The 22,711-nt window shown below is 61.4% G+C and carries 15 protein-coding genes and 1 pseudogene; 7 read left to right on the top strand and 9 right to left on the bottom strand.

Annotated elements, in window-relative coordinates; genetic code table 11:
- Positions 1-56 precede the first annotated feature (56 nt).
- On the bottom strand, positions 57-1,001 hold the full coding sequence (locus APH42_RS08905) for an RHS repeat-associated core domain-containing protein (protein ID WP_060493168.1): 945 nt from the start codon (positions 999-1,001) through the stop codon (positions 57-59).
- Between the two features lie 106 nt (positions 1,002-1,107).
- On the opposite strand from APH42_RS08905, the pseudogene APH42_RS29100 reads away from it, so the two are divergent.
- Positions 1,108-1,357 (top strand): annotated as a pseudogene (locus APH42_RS29100) (formaldehyde dehydrogenase, glutathione-independent); the annotation flags it as partial.
- A 156-nt stretch (positions 1,358-1,513) separates the two neighbouring features.
- Here the strand turns inward: APH42_RS29100 and APH42_RS29095 are convergent.
- On the bottom strand, positions 1,514-2,464 hold the full coding sequence (locus APH42_RS29095) for an RHS repeat-associated core domain-containing protein (RefSeq protein ID WP_156352749.1): 951 nt from the start codon (positions 2,462-2,464) through the stop codon (positions 1,514-1,516).
- A 200-nt stretch (positions 2,465-2,664) separates the two neighbouring features.
- Between APH42_RS29095 and APH42_RS08900 the strand changes: the two genes are divergently transcribed.
- Positions 2,665-3,246, top strand: coding sequence for a DUF2780 domain-containing protein (locus tag APH42_RS08900; protein WP_012270126.1), 582 nt, complete (start codon positions 2,665-2,667; stop codon positions 3,244-3,246).
- A 234-nt stretch (positions 3,247-3,480) separates the two neighbouring features.
- Here APH42_RS08900 and APH42_RS08895 read toward each other — a convergent pair whose 3' ends face one another.
- A complete protein-coding gene (locus APH42_RS08895) occupies positions 3,481-4,830 on the bottom strand; it encodes an APC family permease (protein WP_060493167.1) in 1,350 nt (449 codons plus the stop codon).
- A gap of 244 nt (positions 4,831-5,074) precedes the next feature.
- Positions 5,075-5,962, bottom strand: coding sequence for an acyltransferase (locus APH42_RS08890; protein ID WP_060493166.1), 888 nt, complete (start codon positions 5,960-5,962; stop codon positions 5,075-5,077).
- Between the two features lie 182 nt (positions 5,963-6,144).
- Here APH42_RS08890 and APH42_RS08885 point away from each other — a divergent pair, with 182 nt between their 5' ends.
- The 4 genes from APH42_RS08885 (at position 6,145) to creD (ending at position 10,436) form a co-directional block, all read left to right on the top strand.
- Positions 6,145-6,645, top strand: coding sequence for an ATP-dependent zinc protease (locus tag APH42_RS08885; RefSeq protein WP_012270129.1), 501 nt, complete (start codon positions 6,145-6,147; stop codon positions 6,643-6,645).
- Positions 6,646-6,825: 180 nt separating this feature from the next.
- On the top strand, positions 6,826-7,506 hold the full coding sequence (gene creB / locus APH42_RS08880) for a two-component system response regulator CreB (protein WP_060493165.1): 681 nt from the start codon (positions 6,826-6,828) through the stop codon (positions 7,504-7,506).
- On the top strand, positions 7,506-8,942 hold the full coding sequence (creC, locus tag APH42_RS08875) for a two-component system sensor histidine kinase CreC (protein WP_060493164.1): 1,437 nt from the start codon (positions 7,506-7,508) through the stop codon (positions 8,940-8,942). Before creB ends, creC begins: the two co-directional genes overlap by 1 nt.
- Before the next feature lie 165 nt (positions 8,943-9,107).
- On the top strand, positions 9,108-10,436 hold the full coding sequence (gene creD / locus APH42_RS08870; protein WP_060493163.1) for a cell envelope integrity protein CreD: 1,329 nt from the start codon (positions 9,108-9,110) through the stop codon (positions 10,434-10,436).
- Positions 10,437-10,601: 165 nt separating this feature from the next.
- Here creD and APH42_RS08865 read toward each other — a convergent pair whose 3' ends face one another.
- The 5 genes from APH42_RS08865 to aceE form a co-directional block, all read right to left on the bottom strand.
- Positions 10,602-11,225 carry a glutathione S-transferase gene (locus APH42_RS08865; RefSeq protein ID WP_012270133.1) on the bottom strand — a complete coding sequence of 208 codons (624 nt, stop codon included), beginning with the start codon at positions 11,223-11,225 and terminating at the stop codon, positions 10,602-10,604.
- Positions 11,226-11,228: 3 nt separating this feature from the next.
- Positions 11,229-11,897, bottom strand: coding sequence for a peptide-methionine (S)-S-oxide reductase MsrA (msrA, locus tag APH42_RS08860; protein ID WP_060493162.1), 669 nt, complete (start codon positions 11,895-11,897; stop codon positions 11,229-11,231).
- A gap of 165 nt (positions 11,898-12,062) precedes the next feature.
- The gene (locus tag APH42_RS08855) at positions 12,063-14,753 is read right to left on the bottom strand and encodes a bifunctional diguanylate cyclase/phosphodiesterase (RefSeq protein WP_012270135.1); all 2,691 of its coding nucleotides are present in this window, start codon (positions 14,751-14,753) and stop codon (positions 12,063-12,065) included.
- A gap of 271 nt (positions 14,754-15,024) precedes the next feature.
- Positions 15,025-16,662 (bottom strand): dihydrolipoyllysine-residue acetyltransferase, encoded by a 1,638-nt coding sequence (aceF, locus tag APH42_RS08850; protein ID WP_012270136.1) that lies wholly within the window; start codon positions 16,660-16,662, stop codon positions 15,025-15,027.
- A 13-nt stretch (positions 16,663-16,675) separates the two neighbouring features.
- Positions 16,676-19,321 (bottom strand): pyruvate dehydrogenase (acetyl-transferring), homodimeric type, encoded by a 2,646-nt coding sequence (gene aceE / locus APH42_RS08845; RefSeq protein WP_060493161.1) that lies wholly within the window; start codon positions 19,319-19,321, stop codon positions 16,676-16,678.
- A gap of 383 nt (positions 19,322-19,704) precedes the next feature.
- On the opposite strand from aceE, the gene glnE reads away from it, so the two are divergent.
- The gene (gene glnE, locus APH42_RS08840; protein ID WP_060493160.1) at positions 19,705-22,638 is read left to right on the top strand and encodes a bifunctional [glutamate--ammonia ligase]-adenylyl-L-tyrosine phosphorylase/[glutamate--ammonia-ligase] adenylyltransferase; all 2,934 of its coding nucleotides are present in this window, start codon (positions 19,705-19,707) and stop codon (positions 22,636-22,638) included.
- The last annotated feature ends 73 nt before the right edge of the window (positions 22,639-22,711 follow it).

Here is a 22,711-nt window from a genome sequence, read left to right as displayed (position 1 = left end):
GGGGCGCGGCTTAAGGCCAAATAAAGATGCCCTCTTTTGAGGGCATTTTTACACTATCAAGAGTTCGACTTTCTGATCTCGCGCCTGGCATCAGCAGGTAGTGTGGTAGTCGGCCAATTTGGCGTAATGCCTTTGCGCCAAAGCGCTTCGCCAATCTGGGACAATTTCTCATTTTCGTTCATGAGCGCTGCGGCCCTAGCCAGATAATTCAAGGCTGGGGCTCTGTCGCCTTCGTCATGCAGTCTGGTTAACACGCCAATCTCCGCGCGATTGCGCTTGAATGTCTGCATATCCATTGCCCGGACGTGAGCTACTTCAGTACTGCTGCCTGGGTTTTGGAATAGCTCAAACACCCTGATGTGGGTACGCCCTTCAGTGACCGAGTTGTCGGCTTTTACCCTGCGAGGCATCTGCAATTTTGTGTCAATAAGTGCCTTTCGATGAGCTGTTCTGTTGAAATCTAACGGCTTCAACCAGGAACCAGCGGAAATCGCTGCATTCTTGCTAGTCCTCATTATCTGACCATTAGCTAGGTAAACACGCATGTGGCCGCTTTGGTCGCTGCTGTTTACTGGGTCGCCCTCACAATAGCAGTAAGCGTTCAGGCTCCCCTGACCAAAAGGGCTCCAGTTATCTGCAGCAACAAAGCGTCCGAGACGTGGTGAGTAGGCGCGGTATCCAAGCCCAAGCAGATAGCAGTTCGAACCAATGTCGAAAACCTCACCATTGAAGCCAGTCGTAGTCCTTAACGAGGGCAGAGATGGGTCGTGCCCATAGGCTGAGTAAGGGTGGTCCTCCTTATCACCCTCGCTCTCAACACTGAGAACCGAACCCTTATCGTTGGTGGCCAGCAATGCAATGCTGCGGTCTCCATTCGTCTGCTGCTCAGCCAGCGGTTGTTCCGCATTGCGGAAGATGGCGCGATGCTTATCGACTTGTTTCACGGTGATCAGCTTGTCGCCCTGGTAGAAGAAAAGCGAACTGTTCGACGCTTTGCTCATGATTCAAGTCTCTGCCGTGTTGGATAAATGGAGGCTGCTTGATGCCCATTCTGAACAGTCGAAGGGATTTTGATACTGTCAGAAATATCAGGTGTTGGCCGGATGCGGCGCGCTGAGCGTCTGCTTTGGCCAGGGTTGGGCGAAGTCGCACAGCTTCCACACTGGCCAGCCCCTGACCATGAGGTACAACTGCCAGCTGATGCAGGCGATCATGTGGGGCCGGATCAATATTGCTTGAAGTGGTGGGCGTGCAGGTGATCAACCTGGATCAGGCGCCGGAAGGGTATGGTGAGTTTGATGCGGGGGTGCCGAAGAAGTTTGTGATTGATCCGCATAAGATGTGGGGTGCGGCGTAACAACCGTCGAGTAAATAGAGCCCCTCAGATCGAGGGGCCCTTTTCATGACAGATCCAATGCCTTAACTAACCTCCAGGCATATTCCGCTCTTGCAGGCGCGAGCTTGCTTGCGAAGATGCCAGCCTCGGCCCCCAACCGGCAAGAGCTTTGCCACACTACGAGCTCGCTCGCAGTATTGCGTTTGCATTTTCTAAGTCGCTAGTAAGCTGTTTGTGGTGTTCGTTATAAGTACGATATTTTTCTAGGTGGGCTGAGTGCTTGGTTGTTATATCGGTAAGTTTTGTGCGCGCCTCGGAGATGCGAGATTCAATATCAGCTATTGTGTTTTTTACAGCGCGGCGATCTTTGGTCAAGTTAAGCGCGTCAGTATATTTTTTTCGCGAGGCGTTGCCTTTATCTATGATGGCTTCAAGCTTTTCAGCTTCTTGTATCGGGCGTCCATGTGAGTGTTTTATTTGATTTATTCTTGCGCGAGTCCGATCGATTTCACCTGTTTGTTCGTCTATGAAACCTTTTAGGTGAATTTTTTCTGACTCGCTCAAGGCCGGGGCAGGTACGAATCTCTTATTACCTTGAATATTTTCCACTCTGTAGAGCTTACCGTTCACGACACGTCTCGACTTGGTCAGCGTGAGTGCTACAGGGGTTCGCAGTGGGTTTCTCGCTTGGCCGGACGGGTCGGTGTAATTAATCGGGTCGTTTGAACAGTAGGCATAAGCATTCACACCGCCTCGACCAAACGGACTTTTCCCGTCTGGCGAAATGAAGCGCATTAACTGAGGCATATAAACTCGGTATCCGTTGCCGAGCATATAGATTGAAGCATGATTTTGCGCTAACTCACCATTGTAACCAAGTAGGAACGGCAGATTGGTTGCATGGCCGTATGGGGAGTATTGAGTGGCTATGTTATTCACTTCGCTCGCGCTGTATATGGAGTTCTTGTCGTCGACAAGCAGTAGTTTTGCTTCGCTTGTTTCAGAATTTTTTTGGCCGAGGGGCCGTGAATCAGTGCCAAAAATGGTTGTGCTGCTGGAGCTGGAAACTTTGGTTACAGTATTGTGGTTTCGATAGAAAAACGCTGCGGTAGAGGGTTTTCTCTTCATGATCGTTACCTCAAATTCTAAGCACGGCTGATTTGAATTTTTATTATTTAGGAGCCGTCTGCCAACTGCTACTGGCAGAAATGACAGGTCACTCATAGCCCAGCGTGTACTCGATCTTGATCCAGGAACAAACCACTAATGTTGCGGTCAAAAGTCCGTTTCGCAGCCCATCCCATCCATGGCCAACGAGGTCCCTCCCGATGAAAGCGTTCACCTTGGCAACCCTGATGACCCTGGCCGCAAGCCCGGTGTTCGCCTTCAACCTCAGCGATGCCGCCAACGCCGTGTCGGCCATGCAAAACCAGAAGCAGAGCCAGCAAGCCCAAGTGCAGGCGCCCGAGGCACAGGCCAATTTGCTCAACACCCTGGGCAGTGAATTGAAGATCACCCCCGAACAGGCCGTAGGTGGGGCGGGTGCAATGCTGGGGTTGGCGCGCAACAATCTGAGCAGCGATGACTATGGGCAACTGACCAAGGCCGTGCCGGGGCTGGACCTGCTGGCCGGGGCCAATGCGCTGGGTGGGTTGAGTGGGTTGGGCGATTTGCTGGGCAAGAACAGCGAGAGCCAGTCGGCATTGAGCAATGCGCTGGGCAACAATGTGGAAAACCGCAGCGACCTGGACACTGCGTTCAAGGCGCTGGGGATGGATACCGGGATGATCGGGCAGTTTGCGCCGTTGATTCTGCAGTACCTGGGGCAGCAGGGGATTGCTGGGTCGTTGTTGCAGAACCTGGGTAGCCTATGGACAACCCCGGCGCCGTTGACCCAGCCTTCGGTCTGAGGTTTTTGGGTTGCCAGCGGCGGCTCTATCGCCGGCAAGTTAGCGCCCACAGGTTTTTCGCAGACTTCAAGCCTGGCGCTGTACCTGTGGGAGCGGCCTTGTGTTGCGAAAGGGCCGCAAAGCGGCCCCGGCAATCTTCGAGGTGAAGCGGAAATCCCTGGGGCCGCTGCGCGGCCCTTTCGCGACACAAGGCCGCTCCTACAAGAAAAAGCGGTTTTGCGTCGTCTCGGCAGGTCAGGCCGCTTCGGTGAAATCCACCAGGCGCACCGGGCGGCGGAAGCCTGCGGTCAGTACGGCAAGGTACACAAGGCCTAGCGCAAACCAGCACAGGCCAATCACCAGCGTCAGCGCCGACAGGCTGGTCCACAGCCACAAGGTCAGCCCCAACCCCACCAATGGCACCACACCATAGCGCAGCAGGTTCTTGGCATTGCGCTGGCTGGTGTCGTCCATCAGATGAGTTTTCACCACCGCCAGGTTCACCGCCGAGAACGCCACCAGTGCGCCAAAGCTGATCAGCGAGGCGAGGGTGGACAGGTCGATCACCAGCGCCAGCAGCGAGAACGCCGACACCAACGCAATGGCGAACACCGGTGTGCCAAAGCGTGGCGACAGGTAACCGAAGCTGCGCCGTGGCAGCACGTTGTCACGGCCCATGGTGAACAGGATGCGCGACACCGCCGCCTGCGAGGCCAGCGCCGAACCCAGGCTGCCCGCCACATACGCGGCGGTGAAGAAGTTGGTGAGGAATTGCCCGCCCGCTTTGAACATCACCTCATTGGCCGCCGCATCGGCATTGGCGAAGCTGCTGCCTGGCAGCACCAGCTGGCTGACGTAGGCCAGCACGGTGAACAGCAAACCGGCGAACAGGGTAGTGAGGATGATCGCCCGGGGCACATCGCGGCGTGCGTCGCGGCATTCTTCGGCCAAGGTCGAGACGGCGTCGAAGCCCAAAAACGACAAGCACAACACCGCTGCACCCGCCATCAGGTGGCCGAAGCCCGGTTTGCTGCCATCACCCAACAGCGGCGACAACAGGTCGAGCGGCTGGCCAGCCAATGTCTGGCAGGACAGCGCGACAAACACGCCGATGAACACGATCTGCGCGCCAACGATCAGGTTGCTGGTCTTGGCCACCGAGTTGATGCCGACCACATTCAGCACTGTCACTAGGGCAATGCAGGCGAGCACGAAGGCCCAGGCGGGCACTGCGGGGAAGGCGATGTTGAGGAACAGCCCGATCAGCAAGTAGTTGATCATCGGCAGGAACAGGTAGTCGAGCAGCAGCGACCAACCGGCGAGGAAGCCGACGTTGGGCCCGAACGCCATGTTGGTGTAGGAGTACGCCGAGCCCGCGACCGGGAAGCGCTTGACCATGAAGCTGTAGGACGCCGCGGTGAACAGCATGGCCACCAGGGTGACCAGGTAGGCGCCGGCAGTGCGGCCCCCCGTGAGTTCGGTGACGATGCCGTAGGTGGTGAAGATGGTCAGTGGGACCATGTAGACCAGGCCGAAAAATACCAGGGCGGGCAGGCCGAGGACACGGCGAAGCTGGGCGGGGGCGGAGCGGGGTGGGTTGGCCATTGATCGATCCAAGCTTTTTTGTAGTTGTGCTTTGATCGATTTTTATCCACTTAGGTAGGGTGTGACAAAGAAGTAATCCTAATGCTGATTATTAGCCAGGGTTTTAATTGGATATTTGCACTGCCTGTTCCGGCCAATTCGCGGGTAAACCCGCTCCTACAGGGACCGCACAGTTTTCAAAGGCAATGCAGTACCTGTGGGAGCGGGTTTACCCGCGAATTGGCCGGTCCAGAAAACAAAAATCTCAACGCATTTCCTGGCGCAGTTGCTCAATCCGCTGGTCCTTCTCCACCCAAAGCTGATTCACCCAAGCCTGTACCGTCTGCCGAAACTCCGGGTCATTCTCGTAATCACCCGCCCACAATGCCGGGTCCAGTTCGCGCACCTGAATGTCGATAATCACCCGGCTAATGCTGCCATTGAGCAACGCCCAGAACCCCGGTGCCTTGTTGCCGGGGTAGACGATGGTCACGTCCAGCAAGGCATCCAGTTGCTCGCCCAGTGCCGCCAGCACGAACGCCACGCCACCGGCCTTGGGCTTGAGCAGGTAACGATACGGCGACTGCTGTTCCTGGCGTTTGGCTTCGGTAAAGCGCGTGCCTTCCAGATAGTTCACCACCGTCACTGGCTGGCGCTTGAACAGCTCGCAGGCCGCCTTGGTGATCTCCAGGTCCTTGCCCTTGAGCTCGGGGTGCTTTTCCAGAAACGCCTTGCTGTAGCGCTTCATGAATGGGTAATCCAGCCCCCACCAGGCCAGACCCAGCAGCGGGACCCAGATCAGCTCTTTTTTCAGGAAGAACTTGAAGAACGGTGTGCGGCGGTTGAGGCTTTCGATCAGCGCGGGGATATCGACCCAGGTCTGGTGGTTGCTCACGGCCAGGTACGAGGTGTCCTTGCGCAGGTTCTCGACGCCGCGAATGTCCCACTGGGTCGGGATGCACAGGGCGAAGATGGCCTTGTCGATCTCCGACCAGGTTTCCGCCACCCACATCACCGCCCATGATGCGTAATCACGCCCACGGCCCGGCAACACCAGTTTGAGCAGGGCGAAGACCAGCAGCGGGCAGATCAACACCACAGTATTGAGCAGCAGCAGGGTGGTCGTGAGAATGCCGGTCAGCAGGCGACGCATAAAGAAACTCTTGTTGTGGGAGATGAACGATTGGCAATGATAAGCAGCGCAATGGCCTACGCCAAATGTCCAATGCCCGTCGGCAGGGACAAATGTTTCACATTATGTTGGTTAGGCTTGTCACAGCGAACCTATTCAGCCATTGCAGTCTAAGCACTGACCCTTCTCAAGGAAGCCTGCCTGTGAAACCTCTGCTTGCTCTGTTGTCATTGTTGGCCATGCCGGTAATGGCTGCCGAGCCCACGATCTACGGCCGTTACGAGAACATCGCCCTGCCTGAGCTTGGCGAAACCCTGAAAGCCAAGATGGACACCGGTGCGTTCACCGCCTCGTTGTCGGCCAAGGATATCGAACTGTTCAACCGCGATGGCGAGGAGTGGGTGCGCTTCCGCCTGGCGACCAAGGACTCGGACGGCAAGGTGTACGAGCACAAGGTCTCGCGCATCAGCAAGATCAAGGGCCGTGCCGATGAAGAGGAGGAGGGCGATGCGCCGGAAATCTCCAAGCGCCCGGTGGTCGACCTGGAGCTGTGTCTGGGTGATGTGAAGCGCACCGTGGAAGTGAACCTGGTGGATCGCAGCAGCTTCAACTACCCGCTGCTGGTGGGTTCCAAGGCATTGCGCGAGTTCAAGGCCGCAGTCAACCCGGCCAAGAAATTCACCGCTGGCAAGCCTGACTGCTGACCTGAAGCCAGACCGGTCCCCTTGTAGGAGCGGCCTTGTGTCGCGATAGGGCCGCAAAGCGGCCCCACGATCCAAGCGTTGATGCAGATATTGCCGGGGCCGCTCTGCGGCCCTTTCGCGACACAAGGCCGCTCCTACACAATAGTGCGTCGCCATCGACATTTGCACAGGCCGCGCACTATGCCCCATATCCTCATTGTCGAAGACGAAGCCGCCATCGCCGACACCCTGCTCTACGCCCTGCAGGCCGATGGCCACAGCACCGAATGGGTGACCCTCGGTAGTGTCGCCCTCGACCAGCAACGCCAGCGCCCGGCCGACCTGATCATCCTCGACATCGGCCTGCCCGACATCAGTGGCTTTGAAACCTGCCGCCAGTTGCGCCGTTTCACCGAGGTGCCGGTGATGTTCCTCAGCGCCCGCGACGGCGAGATCGACCGGGTGGTAGGCCTGGAAATCGGTGCCGACGACTATGTGGTCAAACCCTTCAGCCCGCGTGAAGTGGCCGCACGGGTGCGGGCGATTCTCAAGCGCATGGCCCCCAGGGCCGAGCCCGCGACCGATGCCGCGCTGTTCCAGCTCGACACCCTGCGCATGCAGATCACCTACCGCAGCCAGCCCCTCACACTGACGCGCCACGAATTCCGACTGCTGCAATGCCTGTTGGAGCAACCACAGCGCGTATTCAGCCGCGAACAACTGCTCGATGCCCTGGGCGTGGCCAGCGACGTGGGCTACGAGCGCACCATCGACAGCCATATCAAGAGCCTGCGCGCCAAGCTGCGCCAGGTGGCCAGTGGCGGCGAGCCAATCCAGACCCACCGTGGTCTCGGCTACAGCTACAGCCCGGAACATGCCTGATGCGCCTGGGCATCCGGATCTTCCTGGTGTACTTCCTGTTCGTGGGGTTGGCGGGCTATTTTTTGCTCAACACCGTACGCGAACAGATACGCCCGGTCGTACGCCAGTCTTCCGAAGAAACCCTGGTAGACACCGCCAACCTGCTGGCGGAGATCCTGCGTGATGACGTCAAGGCCGGCACCCTGAACCAGGGGCGTCTGCCCGTGGTGCTCAAAGCCTACGGCTCGCGCAGCCCGGGTGCGCAGATTTGGGGCCTGGCCAAGAACCAGGTCAGCCACCGCATCTACGTCACTGACGCCAAGGGCATCGTATTGCTGGACTCCAGCGGTGAGGCATTGGGCAAGGACTACTCGCAGTGGAATGACGTGTTGCTGACCTTGCGTGGCCAGTACGGCGCCCGCTCCACCCGCAGCGACCCCAGTGATGAAAGCACCTCGGTGATGCACGTTGGCGCACCGATCATCGACGACGGCAGGATCATCGGCGTTGTCACGGTGGCCAAACCCAATAGCTCGCTGCAACCGTACATCGACCGATCCGAGCGGCGCTTGCTTACGTTGGGCTTGGGGCTGATCGGCCTGGGCTTGCTGATCGGCGCTGCGCTGTCGTGGTGGCTGGCGCGTTCGCTGCGGCGGCTGGCGCGTTATGCCCAGGCGGTCAGCGAGGGTGAACGGGCCGCATTGCCGCACTACAAGGGGGGCGAGCTGGCGCACCTGGCACAGGCGGTGGAACGCATGCGCACCCAGCTGGAGGGCAAGGCCTATGTCGAGCGCTACGTACACACCCTGACCCACGAGCTGAAAAGCCCGCTGGCGGCCATTCGGGGGGCTTCCGAGCTGTTGCAGGGCGACGATATGCCTGCCGAGCAACGGGCACGCTTTGCCGGCAATATCGAGCGCGAAAGCGAACGCTTGCAGCAGATGATCGAGCGCCTGCTCAACTTGGCCAGGGTCGAGCAGATGCAGGCGCTGGAGGATGAACAGCAGGTGGCGCTGGCGGCGCTTGTCGATGAATTGCTGCTGGCCCATGCGGCGCGAATCGAAGGTGCCAACCTGCACGTGCGCCAGCGTGTGCCTGCCGGGTTGCGTTTGCTGTGCGATCCGTTCCTGATGCGCCAGGCGCTGGCCAACCTGCTCGACAACGCGCTGGATTTCACCCCCGAAGGTGGCGCGCTGCTGTTCGACCTGGAGCGCGATGGTGAGCGGGTCGCATTGAGCCTGTTCAACCAGGGGCACGCGATACCGGCGTATGCCATTGGGCGGGTTAGCGAGCGGTTCTACTCGCTGCCGCGGCCGGGGAGCGGGCGCAAGAGTACCGGGCTGGGGCTGAATTTTGTGGCCGAGGTGATGCAACTGCATGGCGGAGCGTTGGCGGTGGATAACGTTGATGGCGGGGTGCGGGTGCGGTTGTGGTTGCCGGTGCGGCGTATTAGTTGAGATAGCCGGGGCTGCTGCGCAGCCCATCGCGACGCAAGGCCGCTCCTACAGGGACCGCGCAAACTTCGAATAATGCGCGGACCCAAAAACACACAATCTCCACACAAGCTCCCCAAGGCCTCCACGCAAGGCGCAGACACTGCGCCCACTGCCACAGGAGGCCCCATGAACAAGACCCTCGGTTACAAGCTCGGCATGATCGCCGTGCTCATCTTGCTGCTGCTCATTCCGCTGTTGCTGATCAACGGCCTGATCGATGAACGCCAGGCCCTGCGCGACAACGTACTGCGCGACATCGCCCAGAGTGCCAGCTTCGACCAGCAACTCAGTGGCCCGCTGCTGGTGGTGCCTTATCGCAAGTACCAGCGCCGTTGGATCGAGAAGGACGGCGAACGCACCCAGGAAACCAGCACCATTGCCGGCCACTTGTACTTTCTGCCGGAAACCTTCGACGCCGACCTGGGTGTGGACACCGAACTGCGTGCCCGCGGTATCTACCAGGCGCGGCTGTTCCATGCCAAGGGGCGTATCAGTGGCCGCTTCAAGCTCCCGGAGCGTTGGGGCATCGACAAGGACTTCGACGACTACCGCTTCGACAAACCTTTCCTGGTGGTGGGCATCAGCGATATCCGCGGCATCGAGAATGGCCTGGAACTGAGCATCGACGAGCAGAAGCTGCCGTTCGAGGCCGGCACCCAGCTCGACTGGATGCGCGGTGGCGTGCATGCCAGCCTGCCGATGCTGGATGGCCTGCAAGCACGGGAATTCAGCTACGGCTTCGACCTTGCATTACAAGGCACCGGGCAGTTGCACGTCGTGCCGGTGGGCCGCACCAGCAGCGTGGCCATGCGTGCAAACTGGCCGCACCCGAGCTTCGTCGGCAGCTATCTGCCCAACCGCCGCGACATCGATGCCCAGGGCTTCAGCGCTCACTGGCAGACGTCGTTCTTCGCCACCAACCTTGAAGATGCCCTGCGCCAATGCGCCACCGCCGGCCAGTGCGAAGACTTCAACGAGCGCAGCTTTGGCGTGAGCTTTATCGACCCGGTGGACCAGTACCTGAAAAGCGAGCGGGCGATCAAATACGCGTTGTTATTCATCGCGCTGACCTTTGCCGGCTTCTTCCTGTTCGAGGTGCTGAAAAACCTGAGTGTGCACCCGGTGCAGTACATCCTGGTGGGTGTGGCGCTGGCGTTCTTCTACCTGTTGTTGCTGTCGTTGTCCGAGCACATCGGCTTTGGCCTGGCGTATGGGCTGTCGGCTTCGGCGTGTGTGCTGTTGATCGGCTTCTACCTCAGCCATGTGTTGCGCAGCCTGGGGCGAGGGGTGGGGTTTGCGGCAGGGTTGGCGGCGCTGTACGCGCTGCTTTACGGGCTGTTGAGTGCCGAAGATTATGCGCTGCTGATGGGGTCGCTGCTGTGCTTTGGCTTGCTGGGGGTGTTCATGGTGCTGACCCGGCGGCTGGACTGGGCGCGGGTGGGGAGAGCGGCATGAGGGAGGACAGAGAAATCGGGCGGTGGTTGGCCTTCAGGATTGGGCAGCTGTTTCCTGTGATACCGAAGTGAGGCATTCGCGGGTAACCCGCTCCTACAGGTATGCCGCACAATTTGAAATTGGCGCTGTACCCTGTGGGAGCGGGTTTACCCGCGAAGAGGCCCTTCAGGCCACTGGGGATGTGGCGACCATCGACGGCCGCTTGGCCACTTCGGCATACCACGCAGCCAACCCAGGTTGGCGCTCACGCCAGCCAAACTCGGGCTGACGCAAGTCCAGATACCCCAGCGCACAGGCCACGCCAATCGCCGCCAGGTCGAAACCGGACATCAGCTCGGGCAAATGCTCCTGCTCAAGGTTAGCCAGGCTACGGCGGATCTTGTCGCCCTGCGCCTGCAGCCAGCCGTCCCAGCGTTTTTCCTCGGGCCGCAGGAAGCTTTCATAGCGCGACGACACCGCCGCATCCATGATTGCATCGGCCTGCGACACCAGCGTCATGCGCCGCCAACGCGCCGAACCTTCACGCGGCAGCAGCGGCAGGCCGACGTGTTGCAGGTCGAGGTACTCGCAGATCACCCGGCTGTCATGCAGCACAGTGCCATCGTCCAGGCGCAGGGCTGGGATTTTGCCGATCGGGTTGTCCTGGTTGAGCTGCGGGTCGCCGCTCACCGGGCTGATGTTCACCGGCTGCAGCTGCACGCGCTCGAGCTGGCCGGTTTCGTGCAATACCACCATGACCTTGCGCACGAAGGGCGACAACGGCGAGTGGAACAGTGTCATCGTGGCCATTGTTCAGTTGCCCTGCAGGCTGGGTGGCAGGCAAACGCCGGTGCCGCCAATGCCGCAGTAGCCCTGCGGGTTCTTGGCCAGATACTGCTGGTGGTAGGCCTCGGCGAAGTACACGGTGGGTGCCTGGTCGATTTCGGTGGTGATCTCGCCGAAGCCGGCCTTGCTCAGCTCGGCCTGGAACGCGTCGCGGCTGGCTTTGGCCTGTTCCAGCTGTTCTGGGCTGGTGCAGTAGATGGCCGAGCGGTACTGGGTGCCGACGTCGTTACCCTGGCGCATGCCCTGGGTCGGGTTGTGCAGCTCCCAGAACATTGCCAGTAGCTCGCGGTAGCTGACTTTGTCCTTGTCGAACACCACCAGCACCACTTCGGTGTGGCCGGTCAGGCCCGAGCAGACTTCTTCGTAGGTGGGGTGTGGGGTGAAGCCGCCGGCGTAACCGACCACCGTGCTGACCACGCCTTCACGCTGCCAGAAGCGGCGCTCGGCGCCCCAGAAGCAACCCAGGCCGAAGATGGCGAAGTCGATGGCGCCTTCGAAGAATGGACCGAGCAGTGGGGTGCCTTCGAACACGTAGTGGAACTCGGGCAGGCTCATTGGCGTTTCGCGGCCAGGCAGGGCCTGTTCCGCAGTTGGCATGACGTTTTTGTTCACCAGGATTTCCGAACGCAGGACCATGGCCGTTCCTCTGTATGGCTTTGAGATAGGGGCTGGGGCATTCGCGGGTAAACCCGCTCCCACAGGCAACCCACAGATTTCGAATACTGTGGCGTACCTGTGGGAGCGGGTTTACCCGCGAAAGGGCCCGTATGGGCTCTATAGTGCCCGAGGTTTGCGTGGCTGTCAGGCCACCGGGCCACGCGGATAGCGCTTCAACCGCTCAGCCAGCTCGCGCCCCGGAATTGGCCGGTCGAACAGGTAACCCTGGCCCACGTCGCAGCGGTGCCGACGCAGGAACGCCAGTTGCTCCGGCGTCTCGATCCCTTCGGCCACCACCTTCAACTTCAGGTTGTGGGCCATGGCCACCACCGCCGAGGTGATTTCCATGTCGTCCTGGTTGTCGGGGATTTCGTTGATGAAGCTGCGGTCGATCTTGAGGATGTCGATCGGAAACTTCTTCAGGTAGCTCAGCGACGAATAACCGGTACCGAAGTCGTCCATGGCCAGGGTCAGGCCCAGGGCTTTCAGCTCGTCCAGCTGGCGGTGGGTGTCTTCGCTGGCCTCCAGCAGCAGGCCTTCGGTCAGCTCCAGCTCAAGCAGGTGTGGGGGCAGGGCTTCATCCTTGAGGATGGTGCTGATCGACGCCACCAGGTCCGGGTCGGAGAACTGCTTGGGTGACAGGTTGATGGCCACGTGCAGGTTGCCCATGCCAGCCTCGCGCAGTTGCTGGCTCATGCGGCACGCCTGGCGTACCACCCATTTACCAATGGGGATGATCAGGCCGGTCTCTTCCGCCACGCTGATGAACTGGTCCGGGCGGATCATGCCGCGCTCTGGGTGGTTCCAGCGCAGCAAGGCTTCCAGCCCCAGCAGGCGGCCGCTGCGCAGGCAGATCTTGGGCTGGTAGAACACTTCCAGCTCGTTCTGGGTCAGGGCGCGGCGCAGGTTGTTCTCGACGAACAGCTTGTAGCTGGCTTCGGCATTGAGCACTTCGGTGAACACCTGCACCTGGTGTTTGCCGTTGGCCTTGGCCTTGTGCAGCGCCAGGCCGGCGTTTTTCATCAGGCTGGCCGGGTCGACGCCGTGCAACGGTGCACAGGCCAGGCCTACCGAGGCGGTGACGTTGATCAGCTGGTTGTCGACGAACATCGGCTTGTCGAGGGTGCGCAGCAACTGCAGAGCAACGCCTTGGCCATCTTCCAGGCTGGTGTTGTCGAGCAGCACGGCGAATTCGTTACTGGCAAAACGGGCCAGGATGCCACCGGCGTGAAGGCTGTTGCGCAGGCGCCGGGCCAAGCTGATCAGCAGCTTGTCACCGGTTTGGTGGCCAAGGCTGTCGTTGATCCGCTTGAAGTTGTCGATGTCCACCAGCAGCAGGCACATCGCGCTTTCGCCATCACGGGCAAAGCGTTCGTCGAGGCTGCGGATGAACGCCGGGCGGTTGCCCAGGTTGGTCAGGTTGTCGGTGTAGGCCAGGCGCTCGATACGCTGCTGGGCCAGCTTGGTCTGGGTGACGTCTTCGTAGATGCCGATGTAGTGGGTCAGCTCACGGTTGTCACCGTACACCTTGGAAATCGACAATTGCCCCCAGTACGGCTCCAGGTTCTTGCGCCGGCTCTTGAACTCGCCCTGCCAGCTGTTGCCCATGGCCAGGCTCGACGGCGAGTCGAACAGCAGTTCGCTGAGGTTTTCCAGCGCCGGCAGCTCAGCCAGCTGGCGGCCCTGCACTTCGTCGGTGCTGTACTGGGTGATGGCGGTGAAGCTTGGGTTGACGTACTCCACCCGGCCGTCGCGGTTGACCAGCAGGAAGGCGCTGGCGCTTTGCTCGACCGCACGTTGGAACAGGTGCAGGGCGTTGGTGGCGGCGCGGCGGTTGTGGTTGGTGATGACCTGGGCGAACTGGTCGGCCAGCTCGCCGGCAAAGGCAATTTCGTCCGACTGCCAGGCCCGTGCCTGGCCGGTCTGCTCCAGGCACAGCACGCCGACCACCTGGCCATCGACGCGGATACTGGCGTCGAGCATGGCCTTGTTTTCCGGGCGCATGCTTTGCGCCAGGGCGCGGGTGCGTGGGTCGTGGCCGGCGTTGTGGGCGTCGATGGCGCGGCTGGCGTGCAGCGCGTCGAGGTAGTCGGGGAAGCGGCTGGCATCGATGGCTTCGGGCTGGCGATGCTCCTGCGCATCGCGGTACCAGGCGATGATCGGTTCCAGGCGCTGGTCTTCCAGGTGCCAGATACTGGCGCTGTCGACCTTGTAGATTTCGCAGGCACTCTGGGTAATCAGCTGGGCCGCTTCCAGCAGCGAGTTGCCGGCGCTGTAGCGCTGGCGGGCCAGGCGCAGGATAAGGTCCTGCTGGCCACGCACACGCTCCAGGTGTTCCAGTTGTTCTTGCTGGGCGCGCTGGTTCAGTTGCAGGGCCAGTTGCAGGCGGTTGTTGCGTGATTCCAGGTCGCTGGCGCCGGGTTCGCCGGTGTCGTCCTGTTGGTCGTCGAGCACGCTCAGGTAGCCGCGCAGCAACTGGCGGTTGTGCTGCTTGTAGGCTTCACCGGCCTCCAGCAAGCGCATCGACGCACTTGGGGTGTGCAGGGTATAGCGCACGCGGTAGTAGCCGCGCTGGGCCAGCTGCAGCTGGATCTCGTCGTGCAGCCGGTAGCGTGCTTCGGGCTCCATCAGGCTGGCGTACGGGGCGTCTACCAGGGCGCACAGGTCGCCGGCCTGCAGGCCGAACTGACGCTCGCAGGCCGGGTCCAGGTAGAGCATGGCCCAAGTGGCTTCGTTGAGCCTTTCGAAACGCAGCATGCCCAGCCGCGAAGGCACGGGTAACTGCGTCACGACCTCGGCCGCCACACGGCTGGCGGCATCGGGTTGGCTTTTCATCGAAGACTCGCTTGAAGAGGGAACGCGGCCCTTGGGCGGCGTTGGATCTGGCAAGGTTGCATCATGTCCCGAGGGCTGGCAAGCGGCCATGTGCGATGCTGTGGACGGGTTATCGGCTGTCTGGTCGGGAATATTAGTTCGCCTTGAGATTTTTGGCGTCCGGGGATCCCAATCGGCGGAAAAAAAAAGCCCCGCCAATCGACGGGGTTGAGGTACGAGCGTGGCAGCTCGAAAAGGGTACTGCCCCTGCACGCAGGGGCAGTGGGCAGCTTTACAGCAGCATGGTGCGGATATCGCCCAGCACGTCGCCCAGGCGCTTGGTGAAGCGCGCAGCGGCAGCGCCGTTGATCACACGGTGATCGTAGGACAGCGACAGCGGCAGCATCAGCTTCGGCTGGAACGCCTTGCCATCCCAGACCGGCTGCATGGTCGCCTTGGAGACGCCCAGGATAGCCACTTCCGGCGCGTTGACGATCGGCGTGAAGCCGGTGCCGCCAATGTGGCCGAGGCTGGAGATGGTGAAGCAAGCGCCTTGCATCTCGTCGGCCGACAGCTTCTTGGTGCGGGCTTTTTCAGCCAGCGCCGCGGCTTCGGCGGCCAGTTGCAGCAGGCTCTTCTGGTCGACGTTCTTGATCACAGGGACCAGCAGACCATCCGGGGTGTCCACGGCGAAGCCGATGTTCACGTACTTCTTGCGGATGATGGCCTTGCCGCTTGGCGCCAGCGAGCTGTTGAAGTCCGGCAGTTCCTTGAGCAGGAAGGCGCAGGCCTTGAGCAGCAGTGGCAGCACGGTCAGCTTCACGCCAGCCTTCTCGGCCACGGCCTTCTGCGCAACGCGGAAGGCTTCCAGCTCGGTGATGTCGGCGGAGTCGAACTGGGTCACGTGCGGCACGTTCAGCCAGCTGCGGTGCAGGTTGGCGGCACCGACCTGCATCAGGCGGGTCAGGGCCACTTCTTCCACTTCACCGAACTTGCTGAAGTCCACGGCAGGGATCGGCGGGATGCCAGCGCCGCCGGTTGCACCAGCAGCTGCCGGCGCTTCCTTGGCCTTCTGCATCATCGCCTTGACGTAGACCTGCACGTCTTCTTTCAGGATGCGGCCGTGCGGGCCAGTGGCCGCGACTGCGCCCAGGTCGACACCGAATTCACGGGCCAGCTGACGAACAGCCGGGCCTGCGTGAACCTTGGCGTTGCTGCCTGCGGCCGGTGCGGTAGCAGCCGGTGCAGGGGCTGCAGCCGGGGCGGCAGCGGCAGGTGCGGCGGCCGGAGCAGCCTCAGCCTTGGCCGGGGCAGCAGCTGCGGCAGGTGCCGGAGCGGCAGCAGGTGCAGCGCCAGCAACCTTGAGCTTGAAGATCAGGTCGCCAGTGCCGACTTCGTCTTCCAGCTTGCACAGGACTTCTTCGACCACGCCGGCAGCCGGCGACGGGATTTCCATGGAGGCCTTGTCGGACTCCAGGGTAATCAGCGACTGGTCGGCTTCGACGGTGTCGCCGACCTTGACCAGCACTTCGATGATCTTGGCCTTGCCCGACGAGCCGATGTCCGGCACGTGGATGTCCTGCACGCTGGCGGCAGCCGGAGCTGCGGCCGGAGCAGGGGCGGCTTCGGCGGCAGGCGCTGGAGCAGCAGCCGGCGCAGCGGCAGCGGCCGGAGCCTCAGGGGCCGCAGCAGCGGCGCCCTCGGCTTCCAGAACCAGCAGCTCGTCGCCTTCTTTCAGGCGATCGCCCAGCTTGACCTTCAGTTCCTTGATGACGCCGGCCTTGGGGGCCGGGATTTCCATGGAGGCCTTGTCGGACTCCAGGGTCAGCAGGCTCTGGTCAGCCTCGATACGGTCACCGACCTTGACGAACAGCTCGATGATTTCACCTTCACCGCTGCCGATGTCAGGTACGCGAATGAGTTCGCTCACTTAAAAATACTCCTCAGCAGTCCAGTGGGTTGCGCTTGTCCGGGTCGATACCGAACTTGACGATAGCGTCTGCAACAACCTTAGGTTCGATCTCGCCACGGTCAGCCAGGGCTTCCAGGGCAGCCAGCACCACGAAGTGGCGGTCGACTTCGAAGAAGTGACGCAGCTTCTTGCGGCTGTCGCTGCGACCGTAACCGTCGGTACCCAGAACCTTGAACTCTTTGCTCGGTACCCACTGGCGAATCTGCTCGGCGAACAGCTTCATGTAGTCGGTAGAGGCGATGACCGGGCCTTTGCGGCCGTTCAGGCATTCTTCGACGTAAGTCTGCTGTGGCTTCTGGCCAGGCTTCAGGCGGTTGGCGCGTTCCACGGCCAGGCCGTCGCGACGGAGTTCGTTGAAGCTGGTGACGCTCCACACGTCGGCACCGACGTTGAACTCTTCACGCAGGATCTTCGCCGCTTCGCGGACTTCGCGCAGGATGGTGCCGGAGCCCATCAGCTGTACGTGGTGCGCGGCTTCGCGGGTGTCTTCTTCGAGCAGGTACATGCCCTTGATGATGCCTTCCTCGACACCGGCCGGCATGGCTGGCTGCTGGTAGGATTCGTTCATCACGGTGATGTAGTAGAAGATGTCCTGTTGTTCTTCGGTCATCTTCTTCATGCCGTCCTGGATGATCACCGCCAGCTCGTAGCCGTAGGTTGGATCGTAGGTGCGGCAGTTCGGGATGGTGCCCGCCATCATGTGGCTGTGACCGTCTTCGTGCTGCAGGCCTTCACCGTTGAGGGTGGTACGGCCGGCGGTACCGCCGATCAGGAAGCCACGGGTGCGGCTGTCGCCAGCGGCCCAGGCCAGGTCGCCAATACGCTGGAAGCCGAACATCGAGTAGAAGATGTAGAACGGCAGCATCGGCTGGTTGTGGCAGCTGTACGAGGTACCGGCAGCGATGAACGACGACATGGCGCCGGCTTCGTTGATGCCTTCCTCGAGGATCTGGCCCTTCTTGTCTTCGCGGTAGAACATCACCTGGTCTTTATCGACTGGCTCGTAGAGCTGGCCGACCGAGGAGTAGATGCCCAACTGGCGGAACATGCCTTCCATACCGAAGGTACGGGCTTCGTCCGGGATGATCGGGACGATGCGCTGGCCGATTTCCTTGTCCTTGACCAGCTGCGCCAGAATACGCACGAAGGCCATGGTGGTGGAGATTTCACGGTCGCCCGAGCCGTCCAGGATCGCTTTCAGCGTTTCCAGGGATGGGGTCGGTACGCTGAAGCTCTTGGCACGGCGCTGCGGCACGAACCCACCCAGGGCTGCGCGGCGCTCGGCCAGGTACTTGGCTTCGGCGGAACCTTCTTCCGGCTTGAAGAACGGCAGGTTCTCAAGGTCGGCATCCTTGACCGGGATGTCGAAGCGGTCACGGAAGTGACGCAGGCTGTCGACGTCGACCTTCTTGGTGTTGTGCGCGGTGTTCTTGGCTTCGCCAGCACCGGTGCCGTAACCCTTGATGGTCTTGGCCAGAATGACGGTCGGCTGCTCTTTGTGGTTCACAGCCTGGTGGTAGGCCGCGTAGACCTTGTACGGGTCGTGGCCGCCACGGTTGAGCTTCCAGATCTCTTCGTCGGACAGGTCTTCGACCATGGCCTTGAGCTCTGGGGTGTTGAAGAAGTTCTCACGAACGTACGCGCCGTCTTTGGCTTTGTAGTTCTGGTACTCGCCGTCGATGACTTCGTCCATGCGGCGCTGCAGGGCACCGTTGGTGTCCTTGGCCAGCAGTGGGTCCCAGAAACGGCCCCAGACGACTTTGTTGACGTTCCAGCCACCGCCACGGAACACGCCTTCGAGTTCCTGGATGATCTTGCCGTTGCCGCGAACCGGGCCGTCGAGGCGCTGCAGGTTGCAGTTGATGACGAAGATCAGGTTGTCCAGCTTCTCGCGGCCGGCCAGGGCGATTGCGCCCAGGGATTCCGGCTCGTCGCACTCGCCGTCGCCCATGAAGCACCAGACCTTCTGCTTGCCGGCCGGGATGAAGCCACGGGCTTCCAGGTACTTCATGAAGCGTGCCTGGTAGATAGCCTGGATCGGGCCCAGACCCATCGATACGGTCGGGAACTGCCAGAAGTCAGGCATCAGCCATGGGTGCGGGTACGAAGACAGGCCGTTGCCGTCCACTTCCTGACGGAAGTTGTTCATCTGGTCTTCGTTGATGCGGCCTTCCATGAAGGCACGGGCGTAGACGCCTGGCGAAGCGTGGCCCTGGAAGAAGATCAGGTCGCCACCGTGTTCTTCGGTCGGGGCCTGGAAGAAGTAGTTGAAGCCGATGTCGTACAGGGTGGCACTGGAGGCGAAGCTGGAGATGTGTCCGCCCAGGTCCGAGTCTTTCAGGTTGGTGCGCATGACCATGGCCAAGGCGTTCCAACGCACCATCGAGCGAATGCGGCGTTCCATGAACAGGTCGCCAGGCATGCGTGCTTCGTGGGTGACAGGGATGGTGTTGCGGTATGGCGTGGTGATCGCATACGGCAGCTGGGAGCCACTGCGGGTGGCCAGCTCGCCCATACGGGTCATCAGGTAATGAGCGCGGTCTTCGCCTTCTTTGTCGAGGACCGACTCCAGGGCATCCAGCCATTCCTGGGTTTCGATTGGATCGAGGTCTTGCATGGCTTGCTCCAGGGCGGAAAGGCAACCAGAATCGATTGCCTGAGATTGCGACTGGCCTTATGGGCAGACGTCGTGAATTCTTGGATTACCGGGGTGTCTTCCGGCGCGTTGTAGTTTTACTACATTTGCGTTCGCATTTCATGCTTTTGCACGACGCGAGTAGTAGTAAAACTACATTTGTGCGACGTTTGGTCGCACCTTGGCTTGTGAGGAAAAACGTTCATGTTGGTTGGCATTGTGTCGCGAACGGGTGGTTCTTGATGTTTGTTGCCAAGTTTTCTTTTTTTTCAGCTATTTCCAACTTTTGTACGACAGTCCAACCGTGGTCCGGCTTCCCCTTGGCCGCTTTTCCCCCTCTATTTCACGCCGATCAAGGATAGACCATGCGCCTACCTTTGCCCTCCGATCTGCCCGTCACCCTGCAACCACTGGTCGTTCGCAACCGGCAATTCATCAGCGATGCCGTGGCTGCCCACCCCGATCTTGACCTGAACGGTTGGAGCCCAGCCCATCGGCAACAGTTCGATCAGGTTGCCGCCGCCAGCGATTATGTCCTGGGGGTGGCCCAGCGCGACCCGGCCATGCTGTTTGCCCTGCTGGCCAGTGGCGAGTTGGAGCGGCGTTACGCCCCGGGTGAGTTGCGCGGGCAAATTGCCGAGGCTGCCCAGGCGGCGCAGAGCGAAGACGAACTGGCGCGTAACCTGCGCCGCGCGCGCAACCGCCAGCAGCTGCGCATCATCTGGCGCGACATCACCCGCCAAGCCGAGCTGGGCGAAACCTGCCGCGACCTGTCGGACCTGGCCGATGCGGCCATCGACGAAGCCTACCAATGGCTGTATCCGCGCCATTGCCAGCAGTTCGGCACGCCCATCGGCAACCGCAGCGGCCAGCCGCAGCACATGGTGGTGCTGGGCATGGGCAAGCTTGGGGCGGTGGAGCTGAACCTGTCGTCGGACATCGACCTGATCTTCGGCTTCCCCGAAGGCGGCGAAACCGAAGGGGTGAAGCGCTCGCTGGATAACCAGGAGTTCTTTACCCGCCTTGGCCAACGGCTGATCAAGGCACTGGACCCAGTGACCGTCGACGGCTTTGTGTTCCGCGTCGACATGCGCCTGCGCCCGTATGGTTCGGCCGGCGCACTGGTGCTCAGCTTCAACGCACTGGAGCAGTACTACCAGGACCAGGGCCGCGACTGGGAGCGCTACGCGATGATCAAGGCGCGGGTAGTGGCGGGCGACCAGGCCGCCGGCGCGCAGTTGCAGGAAGTACTGCGCCCGTTCGTGTACCGCCGATACCTGGATTTTTCCGCGATCGAAGCGCTGCGCACCATGAAGCAACTGATCCAGCAGGAAGTGCGGCGCAAGGGCATGGCCGACAACATCAAGCTGGGTGCCGGTGGCATCCGAGAGGTGGAATTCATCGCCCAGGCCTTCCAGCTGATCCACGGCGGGCGCGACCTCAGCCTGCAGCAGCGGCCGTTGCTCAAAGTGCTGGCCACGCTGGAAGGCCAGGGTTATCTGCCGCCGGCAGTGGTCGCCGAGCTGCGCGAGGGCTATGAATTCCTGCGTTACACCGAGCACGCCATCCAGGCCATCGCCGACCGCCAGACGCAGATGCTGCCCGAGAGCGAGACCGACCAGGCGCGGGTGGCGTATATCCTTGGCTTTGCCGACTGGCAGAGCTTCCACGACCAGCTGATGTACTGGCGTGGCCGTATCGACTGGCACTTCCGCCAGGTCATCGCCGACCCGGATGATGAAGACGGCGAGGGCGAGCTGGTGGTGGGGGGCGAGTGGTCGCCGCTGTGGGAGCAGGCGCAGGATGAAGAAGCCGCTGGCCGGCAGCTGCAAGAAGCCGGCTTCAAACAGCCCGTCGAGGCCTTGCGGCGCTTGGCCGGGTTGCGCTCCAGCCCACAGCTGCGCTCGATGCAGCGCATTGGCCGTGAGCGCCTGGACGCATTTATTCCACGGTTGCTGGCCCAGGCGGTGGAGCATGACAACCCCGACCTGGTGCTGGAGCGGGTGTTGCCGCTGGTCGAGGCCGTGGCGCGGCGCTCGGCCTACCTGGTGCTGCTGACCGAAAACCCAGGTGCCTTGCGCCGCCTGCTGACCCTGTGCGCTGCCAGCCCATGGATTGCCGAGCAGATCGCGCTCTACCCGCTGCTGCTTGATGAGCTGCTCAATGAAGGCCGCTTGTTCAGCCCGCCCTTGGCGCCAGAGCTGGCCAGTGAGCTGCGCGAACGCCTGACGCGTATCCCCGAGGACGACCTCGAGCAGCAGATGGAAGCGCTGCGCCACTTTAAACTGGCCCATAGCCTGCGCGTAGCTGCTTCGGAAATCAGCGGCAACCTGCCGCTGATGAAAGTCAGCGACTACCTGACCTGGCTGGCCGAAGCCATTCTCGACCAGGTGCTGGCCCTGGCCTGGCGCCAGACCGTGGCCCGCCACGGCCAGCCCAAGCGCAGCGACGGCAGCCTGTGCGACCCCGGGTTCATCATCATTGGTTACGGCAAGGTCGGCGGCCTGGAGCTTGGCCACGGTTCGGACCTGGACCTGGTGTTTATCCATGACGGCGACCCGCAGGCCGAAACCGACGGCGCCAAGCCGATCGACAGCGCGCAGTTCTTCACGCGCCTGGGCCAGCGCATCATTCACTTGCTGACCACCCAGACCAACTCGGGCCAGCTGTATGACGTGGACATGCGTTTGCGCCCGTCCGGCGCCTCGGGGCTGCTGGTCAGCTCGCTGGGCGCGTTCGAGCGTTACCAGCAGAACGAGGCCTGGACCTGGGAACACCAGGCGCTGGTACGGGCGCGGGTGCTGGTGGGCTGCAAGCAGGTCGGCACGGCGTTCGAAGGTGTGCGCGCCAAGGTGCTCGGCCAGCCCCGCGACCTGGAAAAACTGCGCGGCGAAGTGAGTGACATGCGCGCCAAGATGCGTGACAACCTGGGTACCAAGGCGACGGCTGCCGGTACTGCGGCCAACGCCTTCGAGGCCGGTGTGCCCTTCGATATCAAGCAGGATGCAGGCGGTATCGTCGATATCGAATTTATGGTGCAATACGCCGCTTTGGCCTGGTCCCACGACCACCCGGCCATACTCCGATGGACCGATAACATCCGCATTCTGGAAGAGCTGGAGCAGGCGAACTTGATGCCGGCCAGTGACGCGGTGCTGTTGCGTGAAGTGTACAAGGCGTTCCGCTCGGCTTCGCACCGCCAGGCTTTGCAGAAGCAGGCCGGAGTGATCGATGCGGCGCAGTTTGCCGACGAGCGCCGCGAAGTGCGGCGGATCTGGGGTGAATTGGGGTTGGCTTGAAGGTCCCGCAGGGGCCGCGATCAGCCATGGACCTGCCTGAGTGGTACACTGTCCGCCACATAGCCTGAATATA

The organism is Pseudomonas sp. NBRC 111140, assembly GCF_001320885.1.
Taxonomy (GTDB): domain Bacteria; phylum Pseudomonadota; class Gammaproteobacteria; order Pseudomonadales; family Pseudomonadaceae; genus Aquipseudomonas; species Aquipseudomonas putida_P.
This window is presented reverse-complemented; position numbering and strand designations above follow the sequence as displayed.

Bases quoted from the DNA above. Each gene is read 5' to 3' on its own strand.
- aceE (WP_060493161.1), bottom strand. From the start codon at position 19,321: ATGCAAGACCTCGATCCAATCGAAACCCAGGAATGGCTGGATGCCCTG.
- APH42_RS08865 (WP_012270133.1), bottom strand. From the start codon at position 11,225: ATGGCCACGATGACACTGTTCCACTCGCCGTTGTCGCCCTTCGTGCGC.
- creB (WP_060493165.1), top strand. From the start codon at position 6,826: ATGCCCCATATCCTCATTGTCGAAGACGAAGCCGCCATCGCCGACACC.
- creD (WP_060493163.1), top strand. From the start codon at position 9,108: ATGAACAAGACCCTCGGTTACAAGCTCGGCATGATCGCCGTGCTCATC.
- msrA (WP_060493162.1), bottom strand. From the start codon at position 11,897: ATGGTCCTGCGTTCGGAAATCCTGGTGAACAAAAACGTCATGCCAACT.
- creC (WP_060493164.1), top strand. From the start codon at position 7,506: ATGCGCCTGGGCATCCGGATCTTCCTGGTGTACTTCCTGTTCGTGGGG.
- glnE (WP_060493160.1), top strand. From the start codon at position 19,705: ATGCGCCTACCTTTGCCCTCCGATCTGCCCGTCACCCTGCAACCACTG.
- APH42_RS29095 (WP_156352749.1), bottom strand. From the start codon at position 2,464: ATGAAGAGAAAACCCTCTACCGCAGCGTTTTTCTATCGAAACCACAAT.
- APH42_RS08895 (WP_060493167.1), bottom strand. From the start codon at position 4,830: ATGGCCAACCCACCCCGCTCCGCCCCCGCCCAGCTTCGCCGTGTCCTC.
- APH42_RS08890 (WP_060493166.1), bottom strand. From the start codon at position 5,962: ATGCGTCGCCTGCTGACCGGCATTCTCACGACCACCCTGCTGCTGCTC.
- APH42_RS08905 (WP_060493168.1), bottom strand. From the start codon at position 1,001: ATGAGCAAAGCGTCGAACAGTTCGCTTTTCTTCTACCAGGGCGACAAG.
- APH42_RS08855 (WP_012270135.1), bottom strand. From the start codon at position 14,753: ATGAAAAGCCAACCCGATGCCGCCAGCCGTGTGGCGGCCGAGGTCGTG.
- APH42_RS08900 (WP_012270126.1), top strand. From the start codon at position 2,665: ATGAAAGCGTTCACCTTGGCAACCCTGATGACCCTGGCCGCAAGCCCG.